At 47.5% G+C, this 26,735-nt stretch carries 25 protein-coding genes; 4 read left to right on the plus strand and 21 right to left on the minus strand.

Translation table 11 applies throughout. From position 1 onward, the window contains the following. Positions 1-2: 2 nt before the first annotated feature. The 4 genes from AWM72_RS02945 to AWM72_RS02960 all read right to left on the minus strand — a co-directional run bounded on the left by AWM72_RS02945 (position 3) and on the right by AWM72_RS02960 (position 4,617). A complete protein-coding gene (locus AWM72_RS02945) occupies positions 3-839 on the minus strand; it encodes a MetQ/NlpA family ABC transporter substrate-binding protein (protein WP_067972908.1) in 837 nt (278 codons plus the stop codon). 439 nt (positions 840-1,278) lie between these two features. Then, positions 1,279-2,124 carry a MetQ/NlpA family ABC transporter substrate-binding protein gene (locus AWM72_RS02950; RefSeq protein ID WP_067972911.1) on the minus strand — a complete coding sequence of 282 codons (846 nt, stop codon included), beginning with the start codon at positions 2,122-2,124 and terminating at the stop codon, positions 1,279-1,281. Between the two features lie 435 nt (positions 2,125-2,559). Next, entirely contained in the window at positions 2,560-3,810 is a 1,251-nt protein-coding gene (locus tag AWM72_RS02955; protein ID WP_067972914.1) for a YkvI family membrane protein, read from the minus strand. 279 nt (positions 3,811-4,089) lie between these two features. Continuing rightward, positions 4,090-4,617, minus strand: coding sequence for a hypothetical protein (locus tag AWM72_RS02960; protein WP_067972917.1), 528 nt, complete (start codon positions 4,615-4,617; stop codon positions 4,090-4,092). 116 nt (positions 4,618-4,733) lie between these two features. Here AWM72_RS02960 and AWM72_RS02965 point away from each other — a divergent pair, with 116 nt between their 5' ends. Then, positions 4,734-5,336, plus strand: coding sequence for an SOS response-associated peptidase (locus AWM72_RS02965; protein WP_067972919.1), 603 nt, complete (start codon positions 4,734-4,736; stop codon positions 5,334-5,336). A 77-nt stretch (positions 5,337-5,413) separates the two neighbouring features. Here AWM72_RS02965 and AWM72_RS02970 read toward each other — a convergent pair whose 3' ends face one another. The 4 genes from AWM72_RS02970 to AWM72_RS02985 all read right to left on the minus strand — a co-directional run bounded on the left by AWM72_RS02970 (position 5,414) and on the right by AWM72_RS02985 (position 9,063). Then, positions 5,414-5,983 (minus strand): YdcF family protein, encoded by a 570-nt coding sequence (locus AWM72_RS02970; protein WP_067972924.1) that lies wholly within the window; start codon positions 5,981-5,983, stop codon positions 5,414-5,416. 109 nt (positions 5,984-6,092) lie between these two features. Beyond that, positions 6,093-6,980, minus strand: coding sequence for an ABC transporter permease (locus AWM72_RS02975; protein WP_067972927.1), 888 nt, complete (start codon positions 6,978-6,980; stop codon positions 6,093-6,095). After that, positions 6,973-7,902 carry an ABC transporter ATP-binding protein gene (locus tag AWM72_RS02980; RefSeq protein WP_067972929.1) on the minus strand — a complete coding sequence of 310 codons (930 nt, stop codon included), beginning with the start codon at positions 7,900-7,902 and terminating at the stop codon, positions 6,973-6,975. The genes AWM72_RS02975 and AWM72_RS02980 overlap by 8 nt, the downstream gene beginning before the upstream one ends. A gap of 156 nt (positions 7,903-8,058) precedes the next feature. Beyond that, positions 8,059-9,063, minus strand: a complete 1,005-nt coding sequence (locus AWM72_RS02985) for an alpha/beta hydrolase (protein ID WP_067972932.1) — start codon at positions 9,061-9,063, stop codon at positions 8,059-8,061. Between the two features lie 277 nt (positions 9,064-9,340). On the opposite strand from AWM72_RS02985, the gene AWM72_RS02990 reads away from it, so the two are divergent. Both AWM72_RS02990 and AWM72_RS02995 read left to right on the plus strand, forming a co-directional pair. Continuing rightward, complete coding sequence (locus AWM72_RS02990) at positions 9,341-10,627, plus strand: cation:proton antiporter (RefSeq protein WP_067972934.1); 1,287 nt, start codon at positions 9,341-9,343, stop codon at positions 10,625-10,627. Between the two features lie 32 nt (positions 10,628-10,659). Next, positions 10,660-12,351, plus strand: a complete 1,692-nt coding sequence (locus AWM72_RS02995; protein ID WP_067972937.1) for a sulfatase family protein — start codon at positions 10,660-10,662, stop codon at positions 12,349-12,351. A gap of 143 nt (positions 12,352-12,494) precedes the next feature. On the opposite strand, the gene AWM72_RS03000 is transcribed toward AWM72_RS02995, so the two are convergent. The 7 genes from AWM72_RS03000 to AWM72_RS03030 all read right to left on the minus strand — a co-directional run bounded on the left by AWM72_RS03000 (position 12,495) and on the right by AWM72_RS03030 (position 17,940). Further along, positions 12,495-12,995, minus strand: coding sequence for a DUF3278 domain-containing protein (locus AWM72_RS03000; RefSeq protein WP_067972941.1), 501 nt, complete (start codon positions 12,993-12,995; stop codon positions 12,495-12,497). After that, on the minus strand, positions 12,996-13,193 hold the full coding sequence (locus tag AWM72_RS03005; protein WP_067972943.1) for a helix-turn-helix transcriptional regulator: 198 nt from the start codon (positions 13,191-13,193) through the stop codon (positions 12,996-12,998). Between the two features lie 166 nt (positions 13,194-13,359). Continuing rightward, entirely contained in the window at positions 13,360-14,283 is a 924-nt protein-coding gene (locus AWM72_RS03010; protein WP_067972946.1) for a diacylglycerol/lipid kinase family protein, read from the minus strand. 146 nt (positions 14,284-14,429) lie between these two features. Next, positions 14,430-14,822 (minus strand): 30S ribosomal protein S9, encoded by a 393-nt coding sequence (gene rpsI, locus AWM72_RS03015; protein WP_067972949.1) that lies wholly within the window; start codon positions 14,820-14,822, stop codon positions 14,430-14,432. Between the two features lie 14 nt (positions 14,823-14,836). Continuing rightward, entirely contained in the window at positions 14,837-15,280 is a 444-nt protein-coding gene (gene rplM, locus AWM72_RS03020; protein WP_067972952.1) for a 50S ribosomal protein L13, read from the minus strand. Between the two features lie 717 nt (positions 15,281-15,997). Then, complete coding sequence (gene fghA / locus AWM72_RS03025; RefSeq protein ID WP_067972955.1) at positions 15,998-16,825, minus strand: S-formylglutathione hydrolase; 828 nt, start codon at positions 16,823-16,825, stop codon at positions 15,998-16,000. A gap of 11 nt (positions 16,826-16,836) precedes the next feature. Continuing rightward, positions 16,837-17,940, minus strand: coding sequence for an alcohol dehydrogenase catalytic domain-containing protein (locus tag AWM72_RS03030; RefSeq protein ID WP_067972958.1), 1,104 nt, complete (start codon positions 17,938-17,940; stop codon positions 16,837-16,839). A gap of 395 nt (positions 17,941-18,335) precedes the next feature. On the opposite strand from AWM72_RS03030, the gene AWM72_RS03035 reads away from it, so the two are divergent. Next, positions 18,336-19,688, plus strand: a complete 1,353-nt coding sequence (locus AWM72_RS03035) for an FAD-dependent oxidoreductase (RefSeq protein ID WP_067972961.1) — start codon at positions 18,336-18,338, stop codon at positions 19,686-19,688. A 274-nt stretch (positions 19,689-19,962) separates the two neighbouring features. Here AWM72_RS03035 and truA read toward each other — a convergent pair whose 3' ends face one another. The 6 genes from truA to rplQ form a co-directional block, all read right to left on the minus strand. Then, positions 19,963-20,778, minus strand: a complete 816-nt coding sequence (truA, locus tag AWM72_RS03040) for a tRNA pseudouridine(38-40) synthase TruA (protein WP_067972964.1) — start codon at positions 20,776-20,778, stop codon at positions 19,963-19,965. 12 nt (positions 20,779-20,790) lie between these two features. Continuing rightward, a complete protein-coding gene (locus AWM72_RS03045; protein WP_067972967.1) occupies positions 20,791-21,585 on the minus strand; it encodes an energy-coupling factor transporter transmembrane component T family protein in 795 nt (264 codons plus the stop codon). After that, entirely contained in the window at positions 21,575-22,453 is an 879-nt protein-coding gene (locus AWM72_RS03050; RefSeq protein WP_067972970.1) for an energy-coupling factor ABC transporter ATP-binding protein, read from the minus strand. Before AWM72_RS03050 ends, AWM72_RS03045 begins: the two co-directional genes overlap by 11 nt. After that, positions 22,429-23,271, minus strand: coding sequence for an energy-coupling factor ABC transporter ATP-binding protein (locus tag AWM72_RS03055; protein ID WP_067972973.1), 843 nt, complete (start codon positions 23,269-23,271; stop codon positions 22,429-22,431). Before AWM72_RS03055 ends, AWM72_RS03050 begins: the two co-directional genes overlap by 25 nt. A gap of 185 nt (positions 23,272-23,456) precedes the next feature. After that, entirely contained in the window at positions 23,457-25,400 is a 1,944-nt protein-coding gene (locus AWM72_RS03060) for an acyltransferase family protein (protein ID WP_067972976.1), read from the minus strand. Between the two features lie 945 nt (positions 25,401-26,345). Further along, the gene (gene rplQ, locus AWM72_RS03065) at positions 26,346-26,726 is read right to left on the minus strand and encodes a 50S ribosomal protein L17 (RefSeq protein ID WP_067972980.1); all 381 of its coding nucleotides are present in this window, start codon (positions 26,724-26,726) and stop codon (positions 26,346-26,348) included. Between the last annotated feature and the right edge of the window lie 9 nt (positions 26,727-26,735).

The raw sequence follows: 26,735 nt of genomic DNA on the forward strand, positions 1-26,735 counted from the left end.
CTTTATTTTCTACCGAATTCTTTCCAGGCCGCAATATTAACGCCCTTCCCAATTTCATCGATGACTTTGGCGACTTCATCGGTTTGGTAGGCGTCCACGACCTTGGCATAGGTTGTGTTATCCGCGTCTTCCTTGCGAGCTGCGACCACATTGACATAGGGCTCTGACTTATCATTGATCGGCTCCGTGAAAATCCCGTCGATCTTAGGATTGAGCCCTGCTTCGACGGCATAGTTGGAATTAATCAGGGCAATATCCACATCCCCTAAAGAGCGTGGGGTCTGTGAGGCATCCATCTCTTCGATCTGAAGGTTTTTGTCATTCTTGGTGATGTCACTGAGGGTTGGCGTAATCCCGGCTGCATCATCCACTTCGATCAGACCCGCTGATTCGAGGAGGATGAGTGACCGACCGCCCATGGTCACATCGTTAGGGATCGACACCTTGGCCCCATCCGGGAGGTCCTCAACCTTGTCATACTTGTCGGAATAGATAGCCAGTGGGGTGACCACCGTATTCCCGATTCCAACTAGGTCAGCCCCATATTGCTCATTGAAGTTATTCAAGTAAACCTTGGTCTGGAAGGCGTTGAGGTCCACTTCCCCCTGGGCCAGAGCCTGGTTGGGTTGGTTATAGTCTGAGAATTTCACGTACTCCAGCTTAATCCCTTGGTCAGCCAACTTGTCCTTGGCAACATCCCACTCTCTGGTATCGTCGCCGACCAGGCCTAATTTGACCGTCTCTGTTTCCTTCTGCGCGCTTTGGCTTTCGTTGCCGCAAGCGGTCAGTCCGAGGAGGGCAGTTGCCCCAATCACCAGTGCTTTTGTCCATTTCTTCATGCGAATCGCTCCTTCTCTTGTCTTTATAATAAAAAAAGTCCCCTGCCCGGTTCTCACCAGACAAAGGACGACGTATCGTGTTACCACCTTTAATTCAGAGCCTTAGCTCCCTTAACCCAGCCACTCGAATCAGTGAATGGTGCTCCAAGTAACGACTGAGCCAAGCCGGGAAGAACTCCGATTGCACTTCCTCTCTCCAAGGCCATCTTCAATCTTTCGCCACTTAGCCCCTTCCACCCCCAAGGCCTCTCTACAAAGTTCGAAAGATCTACTCTCCTTATCAACGAGATCTTTTTATTGATGATAGCCTTAGTCTAACATAAGCTTTTAAGTCGGGACAAGACCGGCCACGATACTAAAATATCATCAGCAGTGATCGCTTATTCCGATATCAGGCTGTTAGTAATCCCCTAGATCGGACACCCCGTCTTAAGTCCATTTACCAGGCGGCTTGGCTTGCTCCCTTGCTGGTCTCTTTAATCAAGGCTTTCATATCAGGGGCTTGGAAGGCGTCCACCAGCTTTTGATAGATTGGATCGTCGGCATCTTCCTCCTTGACGGCGAGGACCTGGACATAGGCTGCCGCCTCTTCTTCGTCGAGGTCTTCACGGACCAAGGCCTCTTTAACTGGGTCCATCTTGGCATCCAAGGCGAAGTTAGTATTAATGACTACCGCATCGGCATCGGTCAATTTAGGCGGTGTCTTCGAAGCTTCTACTTGTTCAATCTTGAATGCCTTAGGGTTGTCCTGGATGTCTTTTAAAGTAGGATAAGTTTCTACGGTCTCCTTGAGGGTAATTAAACCAGCAGCTTCCAACAAGTTCAGAGCCCTCCCGGCATTGGTCGGGTCCTTGGGAATAACAATCCGCGCCTTGTCCCTGAGATCATCCAAGTTGTCGACCTCGTGGGAATAGAGGCCAAGGGGGCTGATCATCGTATGGGCAATAGGAACCAGTTTGGACTTGCGGTTCCCATTAAAGTCTTCCAGATAGGCTAGCGTTTGACTAGCATTCGCATCGATACGGCCAGCTAATAGGTCCTTGTTGGCTTGGTCATAGGTCATTATCTTAACCAGGTCGAGCTCAATCCCTTCCGCCTTGAGACGCTTTTGGACGGGCTCCCACAAGCGGGTATCATCCCCCATGATCCCTAGGCGAATCCTTGTCTGGTCATCCTCAGCAGAGCTGGACGACTGCTCCCCGCTTTCCAGGTTCAGACTTCTACAGCCGGTCAAAGTGATTAAAGCAAGCAGAAACAGCATCAAGAGTGCTTTATACCCCTTCATTGTCTTCCTCCTCATTAACTCCCCAGCCCCTTCTTTAGGCTAGACAGCGCATTTTGCTAGGAATATCTTAGCACGACCAGGCCCTGGGAACAAGATAGCCTACCCCCACTATTCCTCTAACTTCATGACTAGTGAAGAATACTTATACAATTCTTAATAACTATTTATTTTTTGAGCAGGAGTGGAGCGTTGAAGTTGGCCCTTAGCCATGACCAAGCAAGCGATGTGAATTACGTATAGTAGGCGATAGCCGTACTAGACGTTTGAAGCTCGCTAGGCGAGAGACCTTGGCTCGAGCCGATGCCATGGCTCTTTAAGGGCCAAATTCAAAAGCGAAACGGATGCTCACCAGCACAATTTAATATAGCAGTATATAAATTAAATCAATAATAAACAAAAAGAAGCCCACACTGGGACTTCTCTTGCGTGTAAGTATTAGTTATCCTCTGCGTCATCTGTCATCGTCTGACCGAGTTCGGTCACTTCATCATAGAGTTCCTTATTATCTACCCTTGACTCGTCATAGAGGGCCCGCATATCTGCAGCCTCCTCACGACCAAATTCATAATCGTCATCTTGGCGATTCACTTCCATCTTGATCAACTCATCACGCACCTGGATTTCCCGGTGGATATGACGGTAACGAATGGCCCACTGGATAATCAGGAGGGCAATCACGAAGAAACCGCAATAGCCGATGAAGGGGTAGAGATAAGCCACCAAGGTATCGAAACCAGCGAAGGAAAGCACGAAGCCGATTCCAACCAAGATAATCATATTCCGACTGAAGTTTTCTGGCTTGGACCGGGAAACCCGTTTGGCTAAGGCGTAGTACATCCCGATAGCCGTATTGTAGATCATCCCGAAGATGATAATGGCCATAGCAACGCCCAATCTTGGATCTAAATTATCGAAGAGAGTGAGTAGCGGCATGGAAGAGCCGAGGACCCCGTCGATATTCAAACTGATTGAGAAGAAAGAAGCAAAAAGTAAGCCGCCGACGAGGACCCCACCAAAGAGGCCACCGAGCCCTGCTTGCTTAGGACTATATTCCTCGCCCCCAATGACCACAGCCATAGAAATGGCTAGCATCAGAGCCAAGCTGGTATAGTTCAAAGTAGAGATCAACCAGTTGGGCAGGGTTGTCGTTTGGGCTGCCGCTGTCGCCATGGCTTCTTCATAAGGGATAGGCATGGTGTTAAGGGTATGAATGAAGATCCCGATCAAGAAAACAATGACGAAGGGCGTCACCATCCCAATTAAACCTGTCACCTTATCCACATCCATAAAACCAGTCACAATAACCAGGGCTGAGACTAGGAGCGCCCCGGCCCAGATTGGCCAGTTGAATTGCTGGTTGAGGTTGGTCCCTGCCCCAGCAATCATAATAAAACCGGTACAAAAGAGTGTCATATTGATTAAGAAATCAATCACTTTGGAAATAAATGGTGATGAGATGTGGTTAAATACCTCACTGTGCTCCTGGACCTTGTAGTAGCTCCCGAATTGCAAGAGGACGATTCCTCCGACAATAAAGAGAATGGAGGAGATAACCAAACCCCAAATCCCCATTTTACCAAAACTTACAAAATACTGGAACATTTCTTGCCCACTAGCAAAACCTGCTCCGATGATCACGCCGAGATAGGCGAGACCAATTTTTACCATACTTTTAAATGTATTCATATTCCTTCCTTTCCTTACACTGTCTTCCATTATAAGGAAAAATAATAAGGATGCATGTTTTATGTTTTTTATTGATAGTCAAATGCGATTTGAGCTTATAAGGGAATAATAAAGCCTATTATTAAGCTTATCTTAAGCCTTGCCCAAAATAAAAAGGAGTACAATCATTGTACTCCTTAATTAACCGTTATTAGTCAAATCCTTAGTTATCGATCTAAATTTCAAAAAAATGAGCTTTTAATCTTGAGTCCCTAACCTTTCAATCTAGCAGAGCTAATCCTATTCCCCAAGCAATACCCATTGTCCAGTGAGCATGTCCATCTGATAGACTTGACCTGTTGCCTCGTCTACTTGGTAGAGGGCATCGAGATGGGCGACCCGACCATCGGGGCTATCGACCCGGTAGTCGTACTGGGTCCGTCCGGTCTCAGGATCTTGGCTTGGGCCCATCAGGTAGCTCTTTTGACTTGCTGGAGCTTGTTCTTCCATCGGCTCAGCTTCCCTTTGACCTGCTGGGGATTGTTTATTGGGCTGTAGGTCTTCTTCAGGAGCTCTTCTTGCTTGGATAGCTGTAGTCTCCTGCTTTTGACGGGCTTGAACCGGTGCGACATCTTGGACACTGGTTCGAATATCTACAATGTGTGGAGCTGCAGTCAACTGATTGATGGCTGGAATTTCTTTAATGAAGGCTTGACTGGCTTCGTTCGGATTCATTTCTACAAGCGATTGACTAGCCGTTGCACTTGGCGCATTGAGGGCCACCAGTAAAGCGGCGAGTCCAACACTGGCAATAACACTCTTTTTCATGGGGATCCCTCCTCTGTCCTTCTTACCTTTATTGTAACACACTTGTAACATTTTGTTAATTATTATGTAAAAGAAAAGCTGTGTTATCATTAGGATAAAAGGAAAGGAGCGATTCCATGTGCGGACGCTATGAATACCAGCTCAAGGACCCCCTCTTGGCCCACTTCTACCGCAAATTGGGCCAAAACAAGGCGGCTAGCGGCACCATCTATCCTGGCCAAGAGGTGGTCTGCTTGGGCTTAGACCCAAACGCCAAGGTCCGGGTAGCCAGTATGCGCTGGGGTTTTGACGGTTTCAAGAAGAAGCAATACCTAATCAATGCCCGGTCGGAAAGCATCAACGATAAGCTGGCCTTTGCCCAGTCCTTCCGCTACCGCCGTTGCATCTTCCCCATGTCCGCCTTCTACGAGTGGTCGGCCGACAAGACCCGCTTCCTCTTCTCAGCCAGCCAGGTCCTCTTCGTCGGTGGCTGCTACCAGGTCACTGTGCAAGCAGACGGCCAAAGCCAAGCCCAGGCTGTCCTCATGACTCGGGCTGCTGACCAGGTCGTCGGCCGCGTTCACCAGCGCATGCCTTATTTCGTCCACAAAGAAGACCTCCGCAACTGGCTTAGCGACTGGCACTACGCCTCCAACTACCAGGGCCAGGCGCCTGAACTTGCCATGCAAAAGGACAGTCCCGACCGGCTCAGCCACTTGGTCACCCTGGACTTAGAATAAGAGAAAATAAGTAATCACAAAAAGCAACTGGACTGATGACCCCAGTTGCTTTTCTTATTATTAATGCTTCACATTGCCTACCAATCAATCCAATGGTAAAGATAAAGCCGGTAACCGATCCACTTCAGGACCTCCATCCGAGCCATGCGACGTCCATTGGGGGTGGCCCGGTAGCCGTGACCATCCCGGTGGGCACTTACGAAAGTCAGGTCAAAGCCGTACTGGCGGTTGGCCCGGCGGAAGGTGAGCATGGTCCGGCGCATGTGATAATCGCTGGTCACAACATTGGCACTGGTCCAGCCCCGCTCGGCCATAATAGCTAGGCTGTTCACCGCATTGGTCCAGGTCGAAGTGGCCTGGTCTTCAGCCACTAGACTCTGAGGCGGTGCCCCCTTCTTCACATAAGTCGGAAAGATATCCCAATCTTTGTGGGCAGGGCGGGGCGCCACCAAGAGATAGCCCGTCTGACTATAGCCCGCCTCTAAGAGAGCCACAGCCTGGTCACTACGTTCCGGAGCCGGCCCTTCAGCCACTAGGATAATATCAGCCAGCTGGGGCGCCTGGCCGGTGTCCAGATGATAATAAAGATAGATCAGACGAGCGAGAAGCAAAAGAATTGCCACAAGCCCAAGCCCGAGATAAAACATGTAAGCCCTCCTTTCAGCACTTGCCCTATTCTAGCAAGTTTCCGGAGACTTTGCTTGCTTTAGCTCTCCAAGGGCCTCTTAATCCCTACGATTGATGATTTTTAATGGATTATCTACCAGAATTTTTGAGCTTTCTAATGACAAGATGAAGCAAAAGAAAAGACAAAACAAGGCCCGAACAATAAATCAATATAAAGCGATTCGTCAAAACGATTTCATCAGCATTTTTTAAAATCACTCCATAGGCTTGCTTGTAATCAGTCATCACAGCACTATCTGCCTGAGCAAACACCCTATCCATTGAAGATTTCATCAAGACCTGCTTTAATAGGGAATTAATTTGCGTTAAAGGAAACCAAGTCATGATTTGTTGCAAAGTCTTCCCAACTGAGCCAATTGACAAATAGACTCCTGAAATAAATCCGATAAAAGTTCCTACAATTGTACTTAGGCTTGTAAAAGCTGAGCTTGACTGAATAAAAGTCAAAATGGGTAGAATAATCGTTGCCGACAAAATTGTAGCTAGACAAACAATACCGAATATCTTGACATAATCCATGGCTGTAAAATCAAATATAGAAGAAAAGCCATTAAAAATTCCAATAGCAAAAATACAAGAAAATAGGGTTAAAGTAATGCCAAAAAGAATAGCAAAGATCGCGTAAGATAATTCAATCAGTATGGGAGAAGTCGGACTAACTTTAAAATCCTCAGTCAATTTATTTTCACGGTCTGCTACCATAACCCCAAAAGCACCCAAGGTCCCCGTCATTGAAATAATAGTCGTTAATCCTGCAATCAACCAATAATTAACCATTTGAATCGTATCTGTCGAAGCCGTCTTACTGTTGAGAGCTAACTTGATGGCATCAACCTGAATTTCTCCCAAGAAGATTTGGTAAATCAAAATAAGAATAATGATCGATAAAAATGACATCAAGAAAGCCATACGATCACGCGTATAAACCTTAAAATTTCTAGAAATGAATTCAAACATTACTCTCTCCATCTTTTTCCTTAAGCAAATTTAGATAGGCTGTTTCCAAATTAGAATAAGCTACGTTAAAACTTTCGATTATTGATTTTTCATGATTATCAGAAATAATCTGCATGATCTCATCTACTGTGACATCAGAAATTAAAATTTCTCTATTACTAACAACCGTACTTTTATTTATAAATGGAGCAATTTCTAACGCTTGGACTGAATAGCTTTCTTTTAACAATATTTGGAGATTGGTTGTTGAATGTTCTTTGATAAAACCTGAAACATTTCCTGAATAATAAAGTTTTCCAGCAATTAAGACATTCAAAACATCACAGCTTGCCATCTCTTCAAGATAATGCGTGATCAAAATAACTGTCATATGAGCTTCCTTATTTAAATGCTTAATCGCTTCCCACAAATCACGTCTTGTTTGGGGATCTAAACCAGTTGTGGGCTCATCCAGTAAAAGCAAAGAAGGATTAGATAACAGGGCGCGTGCAATGTCTACTTTACGCTTCTGCCCGCCTGATAATTGCCCATATTTTTTCTTTTTAATTTCACAAAGATTCAAATAGTCTTGTAAGTCTTCGAGGCGTTTTCGAACCTGTGCTTTTGACAAGTTATACAAAGCAGCTCTAGCAATCAAATTCTCTTCCACCGTCAAATTATTATCCAAGCGATTACTTTGAAAAACAATACCAATATGTCGATACAATTCCCTGTCGCTTAAAGCTTTACCCTCAATTTCCCAAGATATTTCACCTGAATTTGGCTTGAAATTTTTAATCAAAAGGTTAAAGAGAGTCGTTTTCCCAGCTCCATTAGGGCCAAGTAAACCATAAAATTTTCCCTCTTCAAAAACTAAATCAATCCCTTTAAGGGCCTCAAAAGAGCCGTAGCTTTTGCGAATATTCTGTAATTTTATTTTCATTTTCTGAGACCAGCATCCTTCTTTATAAAAAAGAGGAGCATTATAATCAACAACGCTCCCCTTCTGTCAATATTATAGACTCTTTCTACTGAATATGTAGAGACTAGAAAACTATTTGTTAGCTAGGTAGTATTAAAAATAATGTTGTTTTACTTTTCAGCTCTCCAAGGCCTTCTTAATACCACTTGAACTTAGATAATCAGTCAAGAAATCCGCAATCCGCTCATAGTAGCCCGGCTGGTATTTGGCTTCGGCGTGCCCACCATTGGGCAAGAGGAACAGTTCCTTGGGTCCCTGCTTTTTACTGGCATAGAGTTCGCGGGCCATGTCAACGGGGACGAAATCATCCTTTTCGGTATGGATAAAGAGGATGGGTAAGTCAGTTTTGGCGACTTCATTCTTTGGCTCCGCCCAGCGGATATCGTAACCCGCCTGCAAGCGGCCCACGCCTTCTGCCATATAGAGAACGGGGAAGGCTGGAAGATTAAAGCGCCATTTCAATTCTGAAGCAAAGATATCCCAAGTTGAGCTATAGGCACAGTCTGAGATAATGGCCTTTACTTGCTTGGGCAGGTCCAGACCTGATGCCATCAGGACGGTGGCCCCACCCATGGAGGTGCCATGGTAGACAACCTCCGCTTTCGGGTCTTCTTTGACCAGCCACTTGGTCCAAGCTAGGAGGTCATCCTTTTCAAAGTAGCCCATCCCAATATACTTGCCTTGGCTGGGTGCGTGGGCACGTTGACTGTAGGTCAAGACATTGTAGCCAGCCTCAGCGAAATGCCTGGCTAAGAGATTGGATTCGTCTTCACTGGACTGATAACCGTGGACGATAATTACCCAGCGATGGCTCGGGCGGTACTGCTTAATCTGGTGGCCATAGAGCTTCAAGCCGTCTGTTGACTGGATACTTAACGCTTGACGCCGGTCCCCCAGTCCAGCCAACCAATCCTGCCTGGCCTGTTCTTCCTTGGCCCTAGCCTGGTCAATCGCGAGCTGGTCTGCTGAGACATCAACAGCTGCCTCTCGCTTTTCTGCTCCTTGTTGGGGAACGAGGGCATAATTCACGAAATAAGAGCCGACACCATAACTCACTAAGCCAAAGAAAACTAGCAATATAATGAGGCCGTACAAACAGCCCTTCTTCCTTTTTTGCTTCACCTGACTACTCCTTATATTGTTTAATAACCTATATTTTAAACAATCAAGGCGCGCGCTTCAAGCTTTTTATGGACACCTACTTGCTTTAGGACCTCCCGGAGTTCTGCCAGGCCGGCATCAGACGTTGCCCAACTCGTCACAAAGCGCAGGATGACTTGCCTAGCAGTATTAGAAAGAATCGCTAATTATCAAGGGGTCATGTCAGAATTTTCATGAGATTAATGTTAGAGTTAAGATAGGCTATTTTTAAAATTTAAATCGAAAAAGGAGGTTTTGTATGCCTTTCATACAATTTGTGTTAGCCATTGCCCTCGTCTACGCGGCAGGACGCCTGATCCAAAAAGTGAAACTGCCTGCGATTCTCGGCTGGCTCCTGTGCGGCATGCTGGTTGGGCCCAACATGCTCAATCTCTTCCATGAAGGGATCACAGGCCATCCCGCCTTCCAATTACTGGCCACGCTCGCCCAAGTGATCGTGGGGATCATGATTGGTTCCAACTTGATTGTGTCTAAGATCAAGAAGGTCGGTAGCTCCATCTTCGAACTCGCCATCTGGCAGATGCTCGGAATCTTCCTCACCGTGACTCTGGCTTTTGGCCTGATCTTTGCTTGGTTGGATGTTCCTTTCCTGATTGCGATCATCTTCGCTGTCATTGCCATGGCAACGGCACCAGCCCCTGTCTTATCGGTGATTAACGAATACAAGACAGATGGTCCGCTCTCGCGGGCGACGGTGTCCATGACGGTGATGAATACCCTCTTGGTGAATATTATCTTCTACCTCTTCATCTCCGTCCTCCAATCCCAATTCAGCGAGGCATCCACTTCTGCCCTGGTCAATCTCGGGCTCATGATGGTCGTCCCTATCTTGATTGGGGTCGGACTCGGATACCTGGCTGGCCGCTTCATCGAAAACGCTGAAGGGAGTGGCTTGGGACGTTTCCTCACCAGTATTGTCTTAACGACTGCCATTATGTTAGCTGTTGACTATTGGCTTTATCCTACTCCCATGGCCAATTACATTATCCTAGGGGCTACCTTCTCAGCTGCCCTGGTCAATGTGATTTCAGACGACCAGCGTGAGGCGCTGAGCGATGGCTTTAGTCCGGTACAATCGGCTGGGCTCCTGCTCATCATCTTGAATCTGGCTGCTCCTCTCGACCCTAGCTTGCTGGTCCAAGCTGGTATCTGGAGTCTCGCCTATATCGCCTTCCGTTTACTAGGGAGCTTTATCGGGTCTAATCTCGGAGGCAAACGCATCGGGGCCGACTCCACAGTCCAAAAATACTTGGCCTTCACCATGATGCCCCACTCCGGGATCTCCCTGGTCTTCTCTTCCATGGCTGCCCAGGTCATCGGTCTTGTTGCAAGTGACCTCGGCGCCAGCATCCAGATCATCATTCCGGCAGCCGCTCTCATCAATGAGATCATCGCCGTTCTTATCGCCAAGAAGGCCTACGAATGGGCCGGTGAAATTGGCCAAGCTGATGATGACGATGACTATGTGAACCAAGACACATCCTATGCCACTCAGAGCCGGGATGCCCGCTACTACAATAATTAGCACTGACATTTAATTTAAAGGAGGACTTCTTAATGAGTCAAAAGAAACCAAATATTGTTTTAATTTTTGCAGACGACTTGGGGATGGGCGACGTTTCTGCCTTTAACCCCGAATCCAAAATCCATACGGAACATATCGATGCCCTAGCCAAGGACGGGATGCGTTTCACAGATTCCCACGCCACCAGTGCCCTCTGCACCCCTTCCCGCTACGGCCTCTTAACTGGCCGTTATAATTGGCGGTCCCGGCTTAAAAGCTCAGTCATCCCTGGAGACTCTCAGACCTTGATCGAGAAAGACCGGCGTACCCTCCCACAAATGCTTAAAGACCATGGCTACCAAACCGCTGCTATCGGTAAATGGCATTTGGGGATGGAATGGACCCTAAAGGACCACAAGGACTATGAACGCTACGGGGTTGACGGGGACAAGTACCGCGACCAAGAAGCCAACTACCAAAAAGGCCGGCCTTATTTTGGGAATACGACGGATGAACCGATCTTCCGGGGCACCGACATCGACTACAGCCAACCGATTAAATTCGGCCCTCTCAACTATGGCTTCGACTACTTCTATGGGACAGCAGCCAGCCTGGACCAAGCTCCCTTCACCATTATCGAAAATGACCGAGCCCTCTACCAACCTGAATACATGGCCGGTGACCACAATATCTCTCGGATCAAGTCGGATACCAACCGCTCAATTGAAGCCGGCGTGATGGCTCCTGAGCACAGCCCCTACCATGTCCCAGACCAAATGCAGGCCAAGGCGCTCGAGGTTTTAGACGAGATGATTGAAGCGGATGACCCCTTCTTCCTCTACTACCCTAACCACCTCGTCCACGGTCCGATTATCCCCCAAGAACGTTTCCGCGGTAAATCAGGAATCGGTGACTACGGTGACTTCGTGCTCCAGCTTGACTCCTATGTGGGTGAAATTGCCAATAAGCTCAAGGAAGCCGGCATCTATGAGGATACCCTCTTCATCTTTACTTCAGATAACGGCGCTTCACCAATCGTTGATATTGACCGCTTGAAGGAAGAAGAAGACCACGACCCAAGCAATGGGCTCCGCGGCCATAAGATGCACATCTGGGAAGGCGGTCACCGGGAACCTACCATCGTCAGCTATCCACGACTGATTGAAGCCAATACCGTCTCTAATCACATGGTCTCCCACTCCGACTTCTACAATACCATCGCCGATATCCTGGGCGAAGAGAAACGCGATGACGTGGCTGAAGATAGCTACTCCAACCTTCCCCTCTGGCAGGGCAAGGACCAGGCTGTCCGCGAAGACATCATCCACTCTGCCGGTAACGGGGGCTTCTCCATCCGCCGCGACTTCTGGAAGCTCATCATGGTTAAGGATGGCGGCCTAGGCGGCTATGAGCGTAACGTCGACAGCTATAAGGAAACCTTCCAAGCAACGGAACTCTATGACCTGCGTGATGACCTCTCCGAAAGCCACAATGTCATTACAGACCATCCCGATGTGGTTGATGAATTAAGCCAAGTCTTGGTCGACTACATTAAAGAAGGCCGATCAACCCCTGGCCAAGCCCAAGCCAACCAAGCCGACCTGCCAACAGGTGACTGGGAACAAGTTGCCTTTATGCCAGACTACGAAGACTATGTCCAAGGCCTCAACCAAGCCGCCGTTGAAGCTGGCCAAATCAGCCAGGAAGAGCTCGATAAGAACTCTGCATTTAAGAAAGAAGACTAAGTCAGTTAGAGTAGCTCACTAGCTGTAATTGGCAAGTTTAGAGATAAATAGATAAAAGCAGCCTAGTCGGTCACATCATAATCGATGCCCTAGGCTGCTTTTTTAGTTCTTTATTTACTGATTAATAAATGGAGACGCTAGCTTTAATCTTTGACCAGGTGGAGTTTGGACTTGGTGATGAGATACGTTGTAACTGTAAAGGCCAGACCTCCGACAAGATAGATGGCTAGTTTGGCCCCACTGAATTCCAAAGCCCGGCCGTCCATATAAGGAAAGACCACTTCCATCCAGAAGATCATGCCTAGGGTCCACAAAAGACCAGCGCGGAGCATTTGCTGGCGGAGTTGGCGGACGGCTTTTTTATAATCTTTGGCATCATAGAATTCGGTATCGGCCAGCCGGTACTTGCGCGTCTTGGCCAGGATATAGAGGGAATTGCCCATCAAGAGAAGAAAGAGAAAGATGGTCCCCAAGCTGACCTGTCCCTGGTTGAGGTCCCAAAGCAAGCTGATTAAAATCAAGATGGAAATGGCATACTGGGTCACGATATTGGCAAAGGCCAGGACTTCATTGAGCTTCTTCTCTTGGTATTCATCACGGTGGCCGATGAAGCCGAGGTAGTGTTGGATAATACGTTTTTTCATTTAAGATTCCTCCTCATTCCAAAACAATTGGTTTAAATCAGTTCCCAAAGCATGGGCTAAGCGCAGACAAAGGTCGAGCGACGGATTATACTTATCATTCTCAATTAAATTAATGGTCTGCCGAGCCACCTCCACCCGCCGAGCGAGTTCCGCCTGAGAAATGCCTAGCTTCTGACGGTAAGATCGCACATGGTTCATGGCCTCCCCTCCTTCTGTCATCTATATATGACACACTCCCAGTCTAACTTAAAGTCGAAGAAGTGTCAAATATAAATGACATATTCAAAAAAAGAAAGGCGAAAGGACCAGCTAGCCTAAGCTAAGCTTCCCTTTCGCTATAAACGAACATATCGATCAACCAGGGTTAAAGATAAAAGGCTTGTTGGCCAAGCCGGCAGCTAAAAGACCTAGCGGGTGAAAAAATCGCTTCCCCATCCACCTGACCTGGAATAGCTGGCGTCAGGCTTAGGTTACAGCTCGGGCCCCTGTAGAAGGCCAGGTGTTTGGAATCACCCTGGCCCTTACGCCATAGAATCTGGTAGAGCAAGCCTGGAATCGCCTGCCAATCCAGGTCATGGATCACTACAAGGGCCAGGTCGTCCTCTAGTTCGGCTATCCGGGGATCGAGCTGGATGCCCCCACCAAAGTAAGGATTCAACATGACTGCCACCAAGCTAACATCAGAAAAATGTTGGCTGTGGTCGCCTAGCTTTACATCAAGGGCAAACTTAGGAACCCGGCGCAAGGACCGGAAAAGACTCACCAGATAGCGGACCTGGTTTGCCCCGGGCACTTGCCAAAAACCGCCCTTTGCTTTTAGGGTCTCGCTCTCATGGATCACCTGGCCATCGAAGCCAAAGCCTAGGCTATTGACAAAGACGCCTCCAGCCTTATCTAAAGTTGGACCAACCCGGCCAATTTTAAGCCGGCGAACCTGGCCTTTAAACATGGGAGCAAGCAGGTCTTCTATGCTCTCTTTGTCCGCTTGGTAGTAGCGGCTAAAATCATTGCCCGTCCCGGCTGAAACAAAGGCAAGAGGCAGGTCGAGGCCCCGATCGGCCAAAAGATTCACCAATTCATGCAGGCTCCCATCCCCACCAACCAGGATTAACCGATCCTCTTCTTTAAATTGGGACAAGCAACTTACTAAGAGCTCTCCCATATGGCCAGGGTACTGGGTCAGGTAAATCTGATAATCCGTTCCCCAACTCTCTAAATAGCTGGTGACTTCATTCAAGCGTTTCCTTCCCTTGCCCATCCCAGACTTCGGATTACAGATAATATGCATGCATTCCACAAGCCATTAACTCCTTTACTTCTCCAGATTTAGAATCTGAACCATTTGTCCTATTTTATCAAATTGATAAGCTAAAACAAGCATAAAAAAAGCACCTGCCATGGGCAAGTGCTGGAAAAGTTCTTGGTCGCCAATTCTTAACGTTTTGAGAATTGAGGCGCTTTACGAGCTTTCTTAAGACCTGGTTTTTTACGTTCTTTCATACGTGGGTCACGTGTGAGCAAGCCAGCGTCTTTTAATGGTTTACGGAAGTCTGGATCAACTTGCAGTAAGGCACGGGCGATACCGTGACGAGCTGCACCTGATTGACCAGCATAACCGCCGCCGTGAACGTTAATGTATACATCGTATTGACCTTCAGTTTGAGTAACTGCTAAAGGTTGTTTTACGATAACGAATAGAGATGCGTATGGAAGGTAGTCTTCCATTTCTTTGCCGTTGAAGACGATCTTCCCATTACCAGGTACTAAGCGTACACGGGCAGATGAGTTCTTACGACGTCCAGTTGCTTGATATTGTGCTTGTGCCACTAGCTGTTCCCTCCTTAAATTAAGTCCTTGATGTCTACAGTTTCAGGTTGTTGTGCTTGGTGTGGATGTTCCGCGCCAGCATAAACATGTAAGTGCGTGAATTGTTGACGACCTAATTTGTTCTTAGGAAGCATGCCTTTAATTGATAATTCAATTAAACGTTCTGGTTTTTCCGCACGTAAAGTCCCTGCAGTTGTTTCGTAGATGCCACCTGGGTAACCTGAGTGGTGGTAGTATTTCTTATCAGATGCTTTTTTACCAGTTAATTTAACTTTTTCAGCGTTGATGATAATTACTTGGTCACCAGTGTCTACGTTAGGGGTGAAAGTTGCTTTGTTTTTACCGCGCAGCATTGATGCTGCAACTGTTGAAAGACGACCTAATGGAATATCTGTTGCGTCTAAGATAACCCATTGGCGTTCAACTTCGTTAGCTTTTGCCATATATGTTGTACGCATTATCTACTTTTCCTCCGTTTTTCTTGACTGATTGTTGCAATTCACAATTGATTTCCGGGGCAATCGTGGGGCAAACAATACCGTTTAATATCATACCTTATCCGTCAAGAGAAGTCAATCCCTAAGCTTAATTTTCTTTGGAAATCTTGTTATAATATCAGTAAGGAGGTGCCCTATGAAAAAAACTAACGCTCTAGCCTTCCTCGTCGAAGGCATCCCGATCCTGACCCTTACCGGCCTAGTTCTCTCCCATCTTTTCCGCAAGAAAGATAAGGAGTCGTCTGCAGAATAATGTTTCTTTAACAAATGGTGTGGTGGAGCATCCGTTTCACTTTTGAATTTGATCGTTGAATATTCAGAGGATCAACAACGGCTGAAGCCGTCTTGTACTTTATCCGTAAGTCGCTGAAGCTTCAACGGCTAAAGCATAGCACCGGCTCGAGCCAAGGTCTCTCGCCTAGCGAGACTCAAACGGACCGTACGGCTAAAGCCTACGCTCCATAATTCGCTTCGCTTGCTTATTCATGGCTAACGATCAAATTCAAAGCTCCACTCCTGCTCGAAAACTAGCTGATATTGAAACTATATCTTACTCAATGACTAATTAATAAGAAATAGAAAACTAAAATAATTGACTATAAACGAAAAGAAACTGGAAACAAGGCCCAGTTTCTTTTTTTGTGGTCCTATTTAAATCTAAACGCAATCACTCAGATCTTATAAATACCCTTTATGAAATTTCAAGTGCTTGCCAATAAAGGTTGAAATGGTGTAATAGGAATGGTCATAGCCTTCTTCCTTTTGATAGCGGACGGGGTAGTCAGCGCCCTCTGCTGCTTCCAGGAAGGCACTTTCAGCCAATTGCTCAGGGTAAAATTCATCTGCTGTGCCTTGGCTAATGAAGATAGGAATTTCATCTTTGGCTTCCTTGATCAAGTGGACAGGATCCCAGTCAGCCCAAGCACTTTCGTCAGGTCCGAGATAGGCACTGAAGGCTTTCTGTCCCCAAGGCACTTGGGTCGGATTTGAAATGGGAGCAAAGGCCGAGATGCTTTGGAAGCGTTGGGGATTTTTAAGCCCCATCATCAAAGCGCCGTAACCGCCCATGGAATGCCCCATGATGGCTTGTTGGCTAGAGCCATGAGGGAGGCAGTCTTCAACGAGCTCAGCGAGCTCTTCCAATAGATAATCATACATCCGATAGTGGCTAGCCCAGGGTTCCTGGCTGGCATTGAGGTAGAAGCCAGCGCCTTGGCCCAGGTCATAGGCCTCGTCATCGGCGACTTCTGATCCGCGTGGAGAGGTATCCGGAATTAAGACCGCTAATCCCAAGTCTGCTGCATAGCGCTGGAAGCCTGACTTGGTGGAAAAGTTCTGGTCATCGCAGGTCAGCCCCGACAAGAACCAGACCAGGGGTACCGGATGCTCCTGGGCTTCTTTTGGCAGAAAGAGGCTAAAGACCATCTCACAACCAAGGACCTTGGAGTCGTGCTTGTAGCGGACCTGGTCTCCGCCAAAAATTTTCTTACTTTCAATTAATTCCATGGTTAAACCTCCTAGAAAGTCAGAATATCTCGCAGGGATTCACCGTTCTCTTGCCATTCAATGGCTTGTTCAATATCGTCAAAGGCAATGCGGTGACTGATGAAGGGCTTGAGGTCAATGCCACCCTCAGAGTATTCTTCCACTAATTCGCTGAGTCCCGTACGTCCAGTGACCCCACCAAAGGAAGTTCCTAGCCAGGTCCGACCGGTAATCAATTGGAAGGGACGGGTTGAGATCTTGTCATTGCCGGCAGCAACGCCCATGATGACACTTTCACCCCAGCCCTTGTGCGTAGCTTCAAGACCGGCATTCATCACGTCGGTATTGCCCACACAAACAAAGCTGAAGTCAACCCCGCCATCGGTCAATTCGATAATTTCTTCCTGAACAGGGCGGTCCAATTCGCTCGAATTGATGAAGTCCGTCGCCCCGAAGTCGCGGGCTACTTCTTCTTTGTTGGAATCGATATCGACTGCAATAATGCGTTCGGCTTGCGTCCGCTTGAGTTCTTGGATGGCAGCTAGACCCAGCGTCCCGATACCAAAGACAGCCGCAGTTGCCTTCTCATAAACGGCAGCATCATTGCGGACAGCCCCAATTCCAGTGGTTACCCCACAGCCTAAGAGGCAGACTTCATCCATGGGCACTTCGGGATCAATCTTAGTCAAGGCAATCTCAGGTAGGACGGTATATTCACTGAAAGTTGAAGTCCCCATGAAATGATAGATTGGCTTACCTTCATAAGAGAAGCGCGGCGTTCCATCGGGCATCACGCCTTGGCCCTGGGTTTCACTGATCGCCGAGCAGAAGTTCAAGCCTTTCTGGCAATAGTCACATTTCCCACATTCTGGCTTCCAGAGGGGGATCACATGGTCGCCTACTTCAACGCTCTCAACGCCCTCCCCAACTTTTACCACTTCCCCCGCGGCCTCATGCCCCAAGATACAAGGGAAAATAGCCGATGGGTCATCACCTGATAAGCTATAAATATCCGTATGACAAACCGAGGTGTGGGCAATCTTAACCATTACCTCACCTGGATGCGGATCCTCAACATCTACTTCAACCATTCTTAAATCATTGGGCCCAAAAGCCACTGCTGCTTTGCTTTTCATGCTATCCCTCTTTCTGTTATCGCTTGCTAGTTTGCGCCATTATTACTGATTCTATCATGACATAAAGCCATCCAAACTACAATTAAAAGCCCTTTCATAATTATTGAGCAAGAGCTAGAAGACAAATACATTTATTGTTTATTATAAAGCGAAATTTGATTAGTTTTTTCTTAGAATAAGGAGACCTGAAAAAGGCAAAAAAGGATATAATAAGGCTTTCATAGTAGCTTTTTAGCCTTCTTAACAAGATATAAATTTAATGATAGTTCTATTAATAGAACATTTTTTGTATATTTTTGAAAGTTAATAGCTTGTGAAATCGGTATCATCATGTATAATAAGATTGTGAAAGAGTTAGTAATAAATTTTACTTTAATAATAAAGGAGAATGTCAAATGAAAGTTATTGTAATTGGCTGTACCCATGCCGGAACTGCTGCAGTAACCACTATGTTAAATGAAAATGATGACATCGATGTTACCATTTATGAACGGAACGATAATGTATCCTTCCTCTCATGTGGGATTGCCCTCTATGTTGGTGGCGTTGTTAAGGATGTTGACGGCCTCTTCTACTCTAGCCCAGATGCCTTAGCTGAACTCGGCGCCAATGTGAAGATGGAACACGATGTCTTAGAACTTGACCAAGCCAACAAGAAAGTTCAAGTGAAAGACTTGAAGACAGGCGAAGTCTTTGAAGATAGCTATGATAAGTTAGTGCTTTCTTCAGGTTCTTGGCCAATTATTCCTCCAATTGATGGCTTAGACCTTGACAATGTTCTTCTCTGCAAGAACTTTAACCATGCCCAAGAAATTATCGCTAAGAAAGACGATAAGAAACGGGTAGCTGTTGTTGGTGGGGGTTATATCGGGATTGAACTTGTTGAAGCCTTCGCTGAAACCGGCAAGGAAGTTGTCCTCATCGACGGCATGCCTCACCCACTGAGCAAGTATCTCGATAGCGAAATGACCGATATCTTAGAAGAAACCATCCAAGAACATGGGGTTGAAATCCACATGTCAGAACTTGCTGATGGCTTCGTTGCAGATGAAAATGGTGCTGTCAAAGCTGTTCGGACCAATAAGGGTGAATATGAATGTGACATGGCCATCCTATGTGTCGGCTTCAAACCTAACAATGAACTCTTCGGCGACCTCAAGACCTTCGACAACGGTGCCTTAATCGTCGATGACTTCATGCATACCTCTGACCCAGATATTTACGCTTGTGGCGACTCTTGCGCCGTGAACTACAACCCTAATGACGGCCATGCCTACATTCCATTGGCTACTAATGCCGTTCGTATGGGGAACTTAGTAGGTAAGAACATTAAAGAGGACCGTGTCGAATATCGTGGTACCCAATCTACTTCTGGCTTGAAACTCTTTGGCTGGAACATTGGCTCGACAGGGGTTAACGATGGCTCAGCTGAATCATTCGGCCTAGACACTCGTTCTGTCTATGTCAAGGACTTCTACCGTCCCGAATTCATGCCAACCAATGAAGTCGTTCATATGAAACTTGTTTACGAAGTGGGCACCGGTCGGATCGTTGGGGGCCAATTAATGTCCAAGTATGACATCACCCAATCCGCCAACACCCTCTCCTTGGCCATCCAAAACCATATGACCATTGAAGATTTAGCCTATGTCGACTTCCTCTTCCAACCTCACTTTGACCGCCCATGGCACTATCTCAACATCCTAGCCCAAGCGGCCCTAGACCAAGAAGCTAAGTTAGCTGAATAATTCACAGGATAAGAAAAAACTCCCAGTCCATCTGTGGCTGGGAGTTTTTTTGCCTTCCAAAGTTGATTTAAGCCTATAAAACATGATACTAAGCAGAGATCGTCATAAAGAGCATGGCCGTCGCAAAGACCCAAAAGAAGAGGCCAATGCCAATAAAGAGCAAGTACCACTTATTGCGCGACCGTTTGTATAAATAAAAGGACGATCCTACCAGCAAGAGTGACACCACAATGCCAAGAAAAATAACAAGTAACAGAACAAACGCCTCCTCTTCCTATGCATCAAAATCTGCTTCCTTCTTAAAGTTCAACCACTGGGCGGTCTTTTGAGCCCGGTCTTCTGCTGATAAATAGAAAACTTCATCCAGGTAGAGGCCATGAGCGGCTGCAGTGGGGCCCGCTTCATTGCGGTCTCGGACTTCAAGCAAACGGGGCATCTCCTCAATCGGTTTAAGCCCGTCGCCGATTTGGAGCAGGGTGCCCACCAAGATACGGACCATATTGTACAAGAAGCCATCCCCCTCAAAGAGGAAGTAATAGCTAGAAGGGTCTGCTCCTGGATGTACTTCTGCCCGGTAAATGGTACGCACAAAATTCGTCTTATCGGTATGAGTTGAACAAAAGCTTTCAAAATCATGCTGGCCCTTAACATAGCTCAAGGCTTGGGCCATACGGTCAAGGTCTGTCCGATAGGGATGGTGGAGGGCATAGTGGCGCTTGAAGGGGGACATGAAAGGCGCCCCTTCCACCCGGTAAATATAGCGCTTGCCCGAGGTATGGTAGCGAGCGTGGAAAGTGTCTTCCACCGCTTCGACCTTTTGAATACAGATGCTATCGTCACAGATACTATTCAGGGCACGCAGGAGCGCCTCTTCAGCTATCGGCGTTGGGTAATCGAAGTGGACCACCTGACCATAAGCATGGACCCCAGAATCTGTCCGTCCAGAGCCATGAACATTAATCGCCTGGCCCTTGGTCATCAATTTTAAAGCCCGCTGTAGCTCCCCCTGGACACTAGGTCCATTGGGCTGCACTTGAAAGCCGACATAGGGACTGCCATCATAGGCCAAAGTCACCTTGTAACGTTGCAAAGAATCGCCTCCTTAATCTTTAAGGAAAAGAAGCCCTAGGCAGACCAGACCTACCACGACAAGCGATAGGGTATCTCGGCCCTGCCAGGTCAATTCCCGGTACTTGGTTCGTCCTTCTGCCCCGCGATAGCCCCGCGCCTCCATAGCCGTAGCTAGGTCATAAGCCCGGTTAAAGGCATTGACAAAGAGCGGGATTAAGATTGGAATAAAGGCTTTCACCCGTTCAAAAAGATTGCCTTCATTAAAGTCCACGCCCCGTGCGCGCTGGGCATTCATAATTTTATCCGTCTCATCAATTAAGGTCGGAACGAAGCGCAGAGCGATGGAGAGCATAAGCGCCATCTCGTGGACAGGTAAGACCTTACGGAAAGGTGAAAATAAACTTTCGAGAGCGTCGGTTATGGCTAAGGGCTGGGTGGTCAGGGTGAGCAAGGTTGAAATAAAGATAATCAAGACAAAGCGCAAGAAGATAAAGGCCGCATTCATCAAGCCATCCTTGGTCAAAACTAGGAAGCCCCACTGCCAAATAACCTCCCCTGTCCGGGTGAAGAAGAGCTGCAAGATCACCGTAAAGAGAATCAAGACCACCATGGGACGTAAGCCCTTGATAAAGACCGACAGGGAAATATTCGTCAAAGCCACCATAAACATGACAAAGGCAAATAAGAGGGCATAGGACCAAACATTATTAGCAAAGAAAATAAAGATCAGGAGAAGAACCATAGCCAGCAACTTAGCACGCGGGTCTAAGCGGTGGATGAAGGAATTCCCCGGTAAATAACGCCCTAGGATAAATTTATCCTTCATTGGAGTCTAGCCCCCTTCCTAAATCTGTCAGGATAGCATCGGCTAAGTGGTCCACTGTCAGAGCTGTCCCGCTTAAGGCCCTGCCCGTTTGAGCTTCATAAGTCCGGGCAAAGTGCAGGCTATCCGGCAAGTCCAACTGGTGCTGGTGGAGCCAGTCAGGATCCTGAAAAATCTCTTCAGGACGACCTGAGCGGATACAAGTACCGCCCTCCATAACGATGACATGGTTGGCATACTTAGCCACGTCATTCATATGGTGGGAGACCAAAACCACTGTCAAGCCCTTGTCCTGGTAGAGCTGGTAGAACATTTCCAGCATTTCTTTTTGGCCTTTAGGGTCCAGACCGGCAGTCGGCTCATCCAAGACGAGCACTTCCGGTTGCATGGCGAGGATCCCGGCAATAGCCACCCGGCGCATCTGGCCGCCCGATAATTCAAAGGGAGACCGGTCATGGAGCTCAGGAGCAATGCCCACTAAATCTAAGGCTTCCAAGGCCCGTTCCCGAGCCTCTTCTTCGCTAGCACCATAGTTCTTAGGCCCGAACATAACGTCGGCCAAAAGGGTTTCTTCAAAGAGTTGGGATTCCGGAAATTGAAAGACCATGCCGACTTTAGCACGCAAGTCCTTCAATCCCTTACCCTTACTTTCCGAGTTTAGAACAAAATGGCCCAAACGGACCTCTCCAGAGCTAGGAAGGAGCAAGGCATTGAGATGTTGGATCACTGTCGACTTGCCTGAACCTGTATGGCCAACCAAGGCTGTAAAGCTCTTATCTGGGATGGTTAAGCTGACATCATGCAGGGCCTGCATCTCAAAGGCTGTCCCTGCGCCATAAGCAAAGCCTACCTGGTCGAATTCAATTTGCATAGATAGTCCACCAACCCTTCTTCCGTTAAATAAGCTTCTGGCATGTCAAGCCCCCGTGCTTGGAGGGCCTCCTTTAATTGTTCGGCAAAGGGAACATCCAAGCCCATCTCAACCAGGGCCTGGCCTTCCTTAAAGATTTCTTCCGGGCGGCCCTTTTTGACGATTTGCCCCCGGTTCACGACAAAGATTTGATCTGCCATAGCAGCTTCATTGAGGTCGTGAGTAATGGATAGGACCGTCATCTCCTGACTCTCCTTAATGTCCTGCATCAAAGAGACGACCTCATGTCGGCCTTCTGGATCTAGCATGGCCGTCGCTTCATCCAAGATAATCACTTCTGGTTGTAAGGCGAGGACGCCCGCAATAGCCACCCGCTGCTTCTGTCCACCAGATAGGCTAGAAGGCTCCCGGTCCTTGTACTGGGTCATATTGACCTGGTCTAAGGCCCGATTGACCCGTTCAACCATCTCGTCTCTAGGAATGCCTGCATTCTCTAAAGCAAAGGCCACATCGTCTTCTACTGTCGCCCCGACAAACTGGTTATCCGGATTCTGGAAGACAAAGCCAATCTTTTGGCGGATCTCCCACACCGTCTCTTCGGAAAGTTCTTGACCGTCCACATAAATATGGCCGGATTGGGCCTCCAGGAGCCCATCGATGAGCTTAGCCAAGGTCGATTTCCCTGACCCATTATGGCCAATAACGGCTAGCCAATCGCCCCGTTTAATTTCAAAGGATACTCCCTGGATAGTGGGCCTTTCTTGGTCTTCTTGATAGGCAAAGATTAAGTCCTCGACACGAACGATCGTATCTTCCATAGCTGCCTCCTTAATTAAAAGGACCCTACCGCAAGTCCGGCAGAGTCCATTATTCTTTGTTTAATCAGTTGAGTTGCCAAACCGCCTCTAAAGGCTGAATGGTCAACCCTGCCACATATTAAGGTGATACTTACAGTTTACGCTAAAATGCTTAAGACTGCAATCATAAACTTATGAAGCGAGGGTCAATCTTGGCTCTTCTTTTCCTTATCTTCAGGTAGTTCTTGGTGCTCCGATTCATAGATAGCCCGGGTCACAAAGGCCACCCACTGCTTACGGCCTTCATCATTGAAGTGGACCCCATCGTCGCCTAGCCAGCTCGGTGCGGCCTCCTGACTATTGAAGTAGGCATTCCAATCCAGGTAGTGAACCTTATCCCCTAATTGATCAGCGGCAGTCTTGAGATTGGCATTCACCTCGTCGCACCAAGGCCGGTTAACATGGGTATTGACCAAGTAAATCGTCCGGTCCTTGCCGATCTGTTCCACCATATCCACGATTTGCTGGCTGGAAAAGCCGCCATTAGCTCCCAAGTTAATGACCACTGGATTAAAGAGGGCCTGGTTGGCTTTAAGCTGTTCAATCACCGGCGCAATGGCATAGACTTGCCGGCCCACTTCCGCACTGATATAGGAATTAGGATAAGTAATCGACAGGACTTCAGAAGCTCCTAAGAGCAAGGAATCGCCGATAAAAGTCGCCTGGAGGTTATGGGCCATCTGCACCTGTTCTTTAGGAAGCGAGGAGAGGAAGCCCTGTTGGTCGGCTGGCAATTGGTCGATATAGGCTTTTATTTCTTCTTCGCTGGCCGGATCCGATACATTACCCTGGGCGATAGCTTGGTTTTGCTTCTTCAGCGCAGCCTTTTGCTCTTCGGCCTGGCGGATCTGGTCGGCCGTTTCATGTTCAATCGGTGCCAGGGCGAGCGCGACTCCAGTCCCCACTAGCATCGCGAGATAGGCCCAGAAGGCGATCCGGCTAGCTAGAGGAGTCTGAGAGGACAAGGCCGCTCTGAAGCCTGATTTTAACTGGAGGGGGACTCCCTTAGGCCGGTTGAAGATAGGAACATAGGCCTTCCGGTGGACCACCACAATATGGGTCAGGGCCCCAAGCAGAATAATGAGAGCCAGCTGCCAAGCAATCGAAGAGACGAAGAAGTTAGACGACTTAGGCGCTGAACGGAAGATGATAAAGACAGGATAGTAGAAGAGATACATCCCATAAGTCATCTGACCTAACCAAGATAAGGGACGGAAGCGCAAGACCCTAGTGATCAAGTTGCCTGGCAGGGTTAAGAGGACCAGAAAGGCAAGCACTAAGAGGTCAAAGACAAACATCCCGCCATAGTAGGTCAGACTCCAGGAATCCGTTAAATAGCGCATCATGAAGAAAATGAGGCCCCCGATGCCCAAGGTCAAGAGCGAAGTCAACCAAGTGGCCCCCTTCTTGATGATCTGACGGAATTTATCCGTCTGCATCATTGTTCCAGCTGCGGCCCCTAAGGCAAAACTGAAGAGTCGGGTATCCGTCCCGTAATAGACGCGACTCGGGTCCTTCCCCGGATCAAAAAGTACCGCCATCAGAATAGCACTCAGAACAGCTAGGATGAAGTACAAAAAGGAAGCCTCTTTGGCAGACTTTAAATGGGGCCTGACCAAACGAACCAGGGCCGGCCACAAGAAGAGAAACTGGGCATACATGCTCAAGTACCAGAGATGGGTGAAGATCGAAGGATGAGCGAAATCAGCAAAATACGACCCTCCCGCTAGGATCTGCGACCAGTTATTGACAAAGACCAAGCTGGAGAAGAACATGCGTGGCAGATTAGTCAAGAGGTCAAAACGAAAGACCAAGAGATAGCAAGTCCCCACCACCAGGACGAAGAGCATGGGCCGGAAGAGTCGTCCCAGCCGCCTGAAAAAAGTCGACCAAAAACGCGGGAATTCTCCCGTCATCTGATAGCCCTTCTCCATCCGCCCGCTAATTAAGAAGGCCGAGAGGATAAAGAAGATGTCTACAGCTAAAAAGCCCCCTGGTAGGAGGTGTTTTGTATAATGATAGAAAATAATAGCCAGCATCGACAGAAAGCGTAGGCTATCAAAGGGTCTAAAATATTTACGTTTGGACAAAGTTGCCCCTCCTCATCGATAATAATCCAATAATAGCACTAAAGCGCCTGACTGTCTTCAAAATTCCAGATTATTTTCCTTAATTTTATAAATAAGCGACCAGTTGAACTTATGACACATTCAAGTTAGCTTAAAAAGCGGCAAGGCGTATTGACTTCCCCTCCAGATCGAACTAAGACGCTGCCAGCCACACTTAGGGGACTTAACTGTGGCTGGCTTCCTGTTAAGCCACAGTTGCCCTTCTCGATTGTGGGCTAGAACTCAGTCACCCACATTCGCAGTACTTGCTTGTGGCTTGGCAAGGATTTACACACATTCCTAACCTTTTATTGTGGCTTCACCTTGATTAAGCCACACTCGTCGTGCTTGACTATGGCTAGGGCGAGAACATAGACAAGAACTAGCTGCTATTGTACTCTCGCCAGCCCTCACACCCTGTAGTCGGGTTCGAGGATGCAGAAAGGGCTCCTCTTCGTAAAAGGACGTCGAAGGCTTGCAGCCTTCTCTGTCTTTTTACTCCAGAGGTCCCTTTCTCCCGCATCCTCTCACACCCTGGTATAGTCGGGCTTGCAAAGGCAGAAAAGGAGTGACTTCAGCAAAAGGAAACGACCGGCTGAAGCCGCTCTTATCCCTTTTGCCTCCAGTCATCCTTTTCTAACCGCCTTTGCTCACACCCTGATATAGTCGGGTTCGCAGTTGCAGACTTGAAGTGACTTCACCCAATCGGAACGAACGGCTAAAGCCGCTCTTTTCCGTTTGGGCTCCAGTCATTCAAGTCTGGACGCAACTGCTCACACCCTGATAACAAAAAAAGCATTCATGCAATAACATGGATGCTCGTGTTTTGGAATTAGGATATATTTTCACTTCCGGAGCACCTGCCCCGGAAGTGAAAGAGCTAGACTTGGGTTACCCCATCATCATAACGCTCTACATACATCTGGCTTACACTAATTCAATAATCGCCATCTTAGAACCGTCACCACGACGAGGTTCAGTCTTAAGAATACGGGTATAGCCGCCTTGACGATCAGCATAGCGAGGGCCTAACTCGTTGAATAATTTTTGTAAGGCTGTTTCAATAACGATGTCATCATCTTCCGCACGAACATCAGCGATTTCGTTACGAACAAATTTAGCAGCTTGACGACGTGCGCTAAGGTCACCTTTCTTGCCTAAAGTAATCATTTTTTCAGTAGATTTACGGATTTCTTTAGCACGAGATTCGGTAGTTTCGATACGTTCATTGATAATTAAATCAGTCGTCAAATCACGTAATAGAGCTTTACGTTGTGAGCTGGTGCGACCTAATTTACGGTAACTCATCAGAGAATT

Source organism: Aerococcus sanguinicola (genome assembly GCF_001543145.1).
Classification (GTDB): Bacteria; Bacillota; Bacilli; order Lactobacillales; family Aerococcaceae; genus Aerococcus; species Aerococcus sanguinicola.

Coding starts and splice junctions, on each gene's coding strand:
- AWM72_RS02945 (WP_067972908.1), bottom strand. CDS start 839: ATGAAGAAATGGACAAAAGCACTGGTGATTGGGGCAACTGCCCTCCTC.
- AWM72_RS02950 (WP_067972911.1), bottom strand. CDS start 2,124: ATGAAGGGGTATAAAGCACTCTTGATGCTGTTTCTGCTTGCTTTAATC.
- AWM72_RS02955 (WP_067972914.1), bottom strand. CDS start 3,810: ATGAATACATTTAAAAGTATGGTAAAAATTGGTCTCGCCTATCTCGGC.
- AWM72_RS02960 (WP_067972917.1), bottom strand. CDS start 4,617: ATGAAAAAGAGTGTTATTGCCAGTGTTGGACTCGCCGCTTTACTGGTG.
- AWM72_RS02965 (WP_067972919.1), top strand. CDS start 4,734: ATGTGCGGACGCTATGAATACCAGCTCAAGGACCCCCTCTTGGCCCAC.
- AWM72_RS02970 (WP_067972924.1), bottom strand. CDS start 5,983: ATGTTTTATCTCGGGCTTGGGCTTGTGGCAATTCTTTTGCTTCTCGCT.
- AWM72_RS02975 (WP_067972927.1), bottom strand. CDS start 6,980: ATGTTTGAATTCATTTCTAGAAATTTTAAGGTTTATACGCGTGATCGT.
- AWM72_RS02980 (WP_067972929.1), bottom strand. CDS start 7,902: ATGAAAATAAAATTACAGAATATTCGCAAAAGCTACGGCTCTTTTGAG.
- AWM72_RS02990 (WP_067972934.1), top strand. CDS start 9,341: ATGCCTTTCATACAATTTGTGTTAGCCATTGCCCTCGTCTACGCGGCA.
- AWM72_RS02995 (WP_067972937.1), top strand. CDS start 10,660: ATGAGTCAAAAGAAACCAAATATTGTTTTAATTTTTGCAGACGACTTG.
- AWM72_RS03000 (WP_067972941.1), bottom strand. CDS start 12,995: ATGAAAAAACGTATTATCCAACACTACCTCGGCTTCATCGGCCACCGT.
- AWM72_RS03005 (WP_067972943.1), bottom strand. CDS start 13,193: ATGAACCATGTGCGATCTTACCGTCAGAAGCTAGGCATTTCTCAGGCG.
- AWM72_RS03010 (WP_067972946.1), bottom strand. CDS start 14,283: ATGCATATTATCTGTAATCCGAAGTCTGGGATGGGCAAGGGAAGGAAA.
- rplM (WP_067972952.1), bottom strand. CDS start 15,280: ATGCGTACAACATATATGGCAAAAGCTAACGAAGTTGAACGCCAATGG.
- fghA (WP_067972955.1), bottom strand. CDS start 16,825: ATGGAATTAATTGAAAGTAAGAAAATTTTTGGCGGAGACCAGGTCCGC.
- AWM72_RS03030 (WP_067972958.1), bottom strand. CDS start 17,940: ATGAAAAGCAAAGCAGCAGTGGCTTTTGGGCCCAATGATTTAAGAATG.
- AWM72_RS03035 (WP_067972961.1), top strand. CDS start 18,336: ATGAAAGTTATTGTAATTGGCTGTACCCATGCCGGAACTGCTGCAGTA.
- AWM72_RS03045 (WP_067972967.1), bottom strand. CDS start 21,585: ATGAAGGATAAATTTATCCTAGGGCGTTATTTACCGGGGAATTCCTTC.
- AWM72_RS03050 (WP_067972970.1), bottom strand. CDS start 22,453: ATGCAAATTGAATTCGACCAGGTAGGCTTTGCTTATGGCGCAGGGACA.
- AWM72_RS03055 (WP_067972973.1), bottom strand. CDS start 23,271: ATGGAAGATACGATCGTTCGTGTCGAGGACTTAATCTTTGCCTATCAA.
- rplQ (WP_067972980.1), bottom strand. CDS start 26,726: ATGAGTTACCGTAAATTAGGTCGCACCAGCTCACAACGTAAAGCTCTA.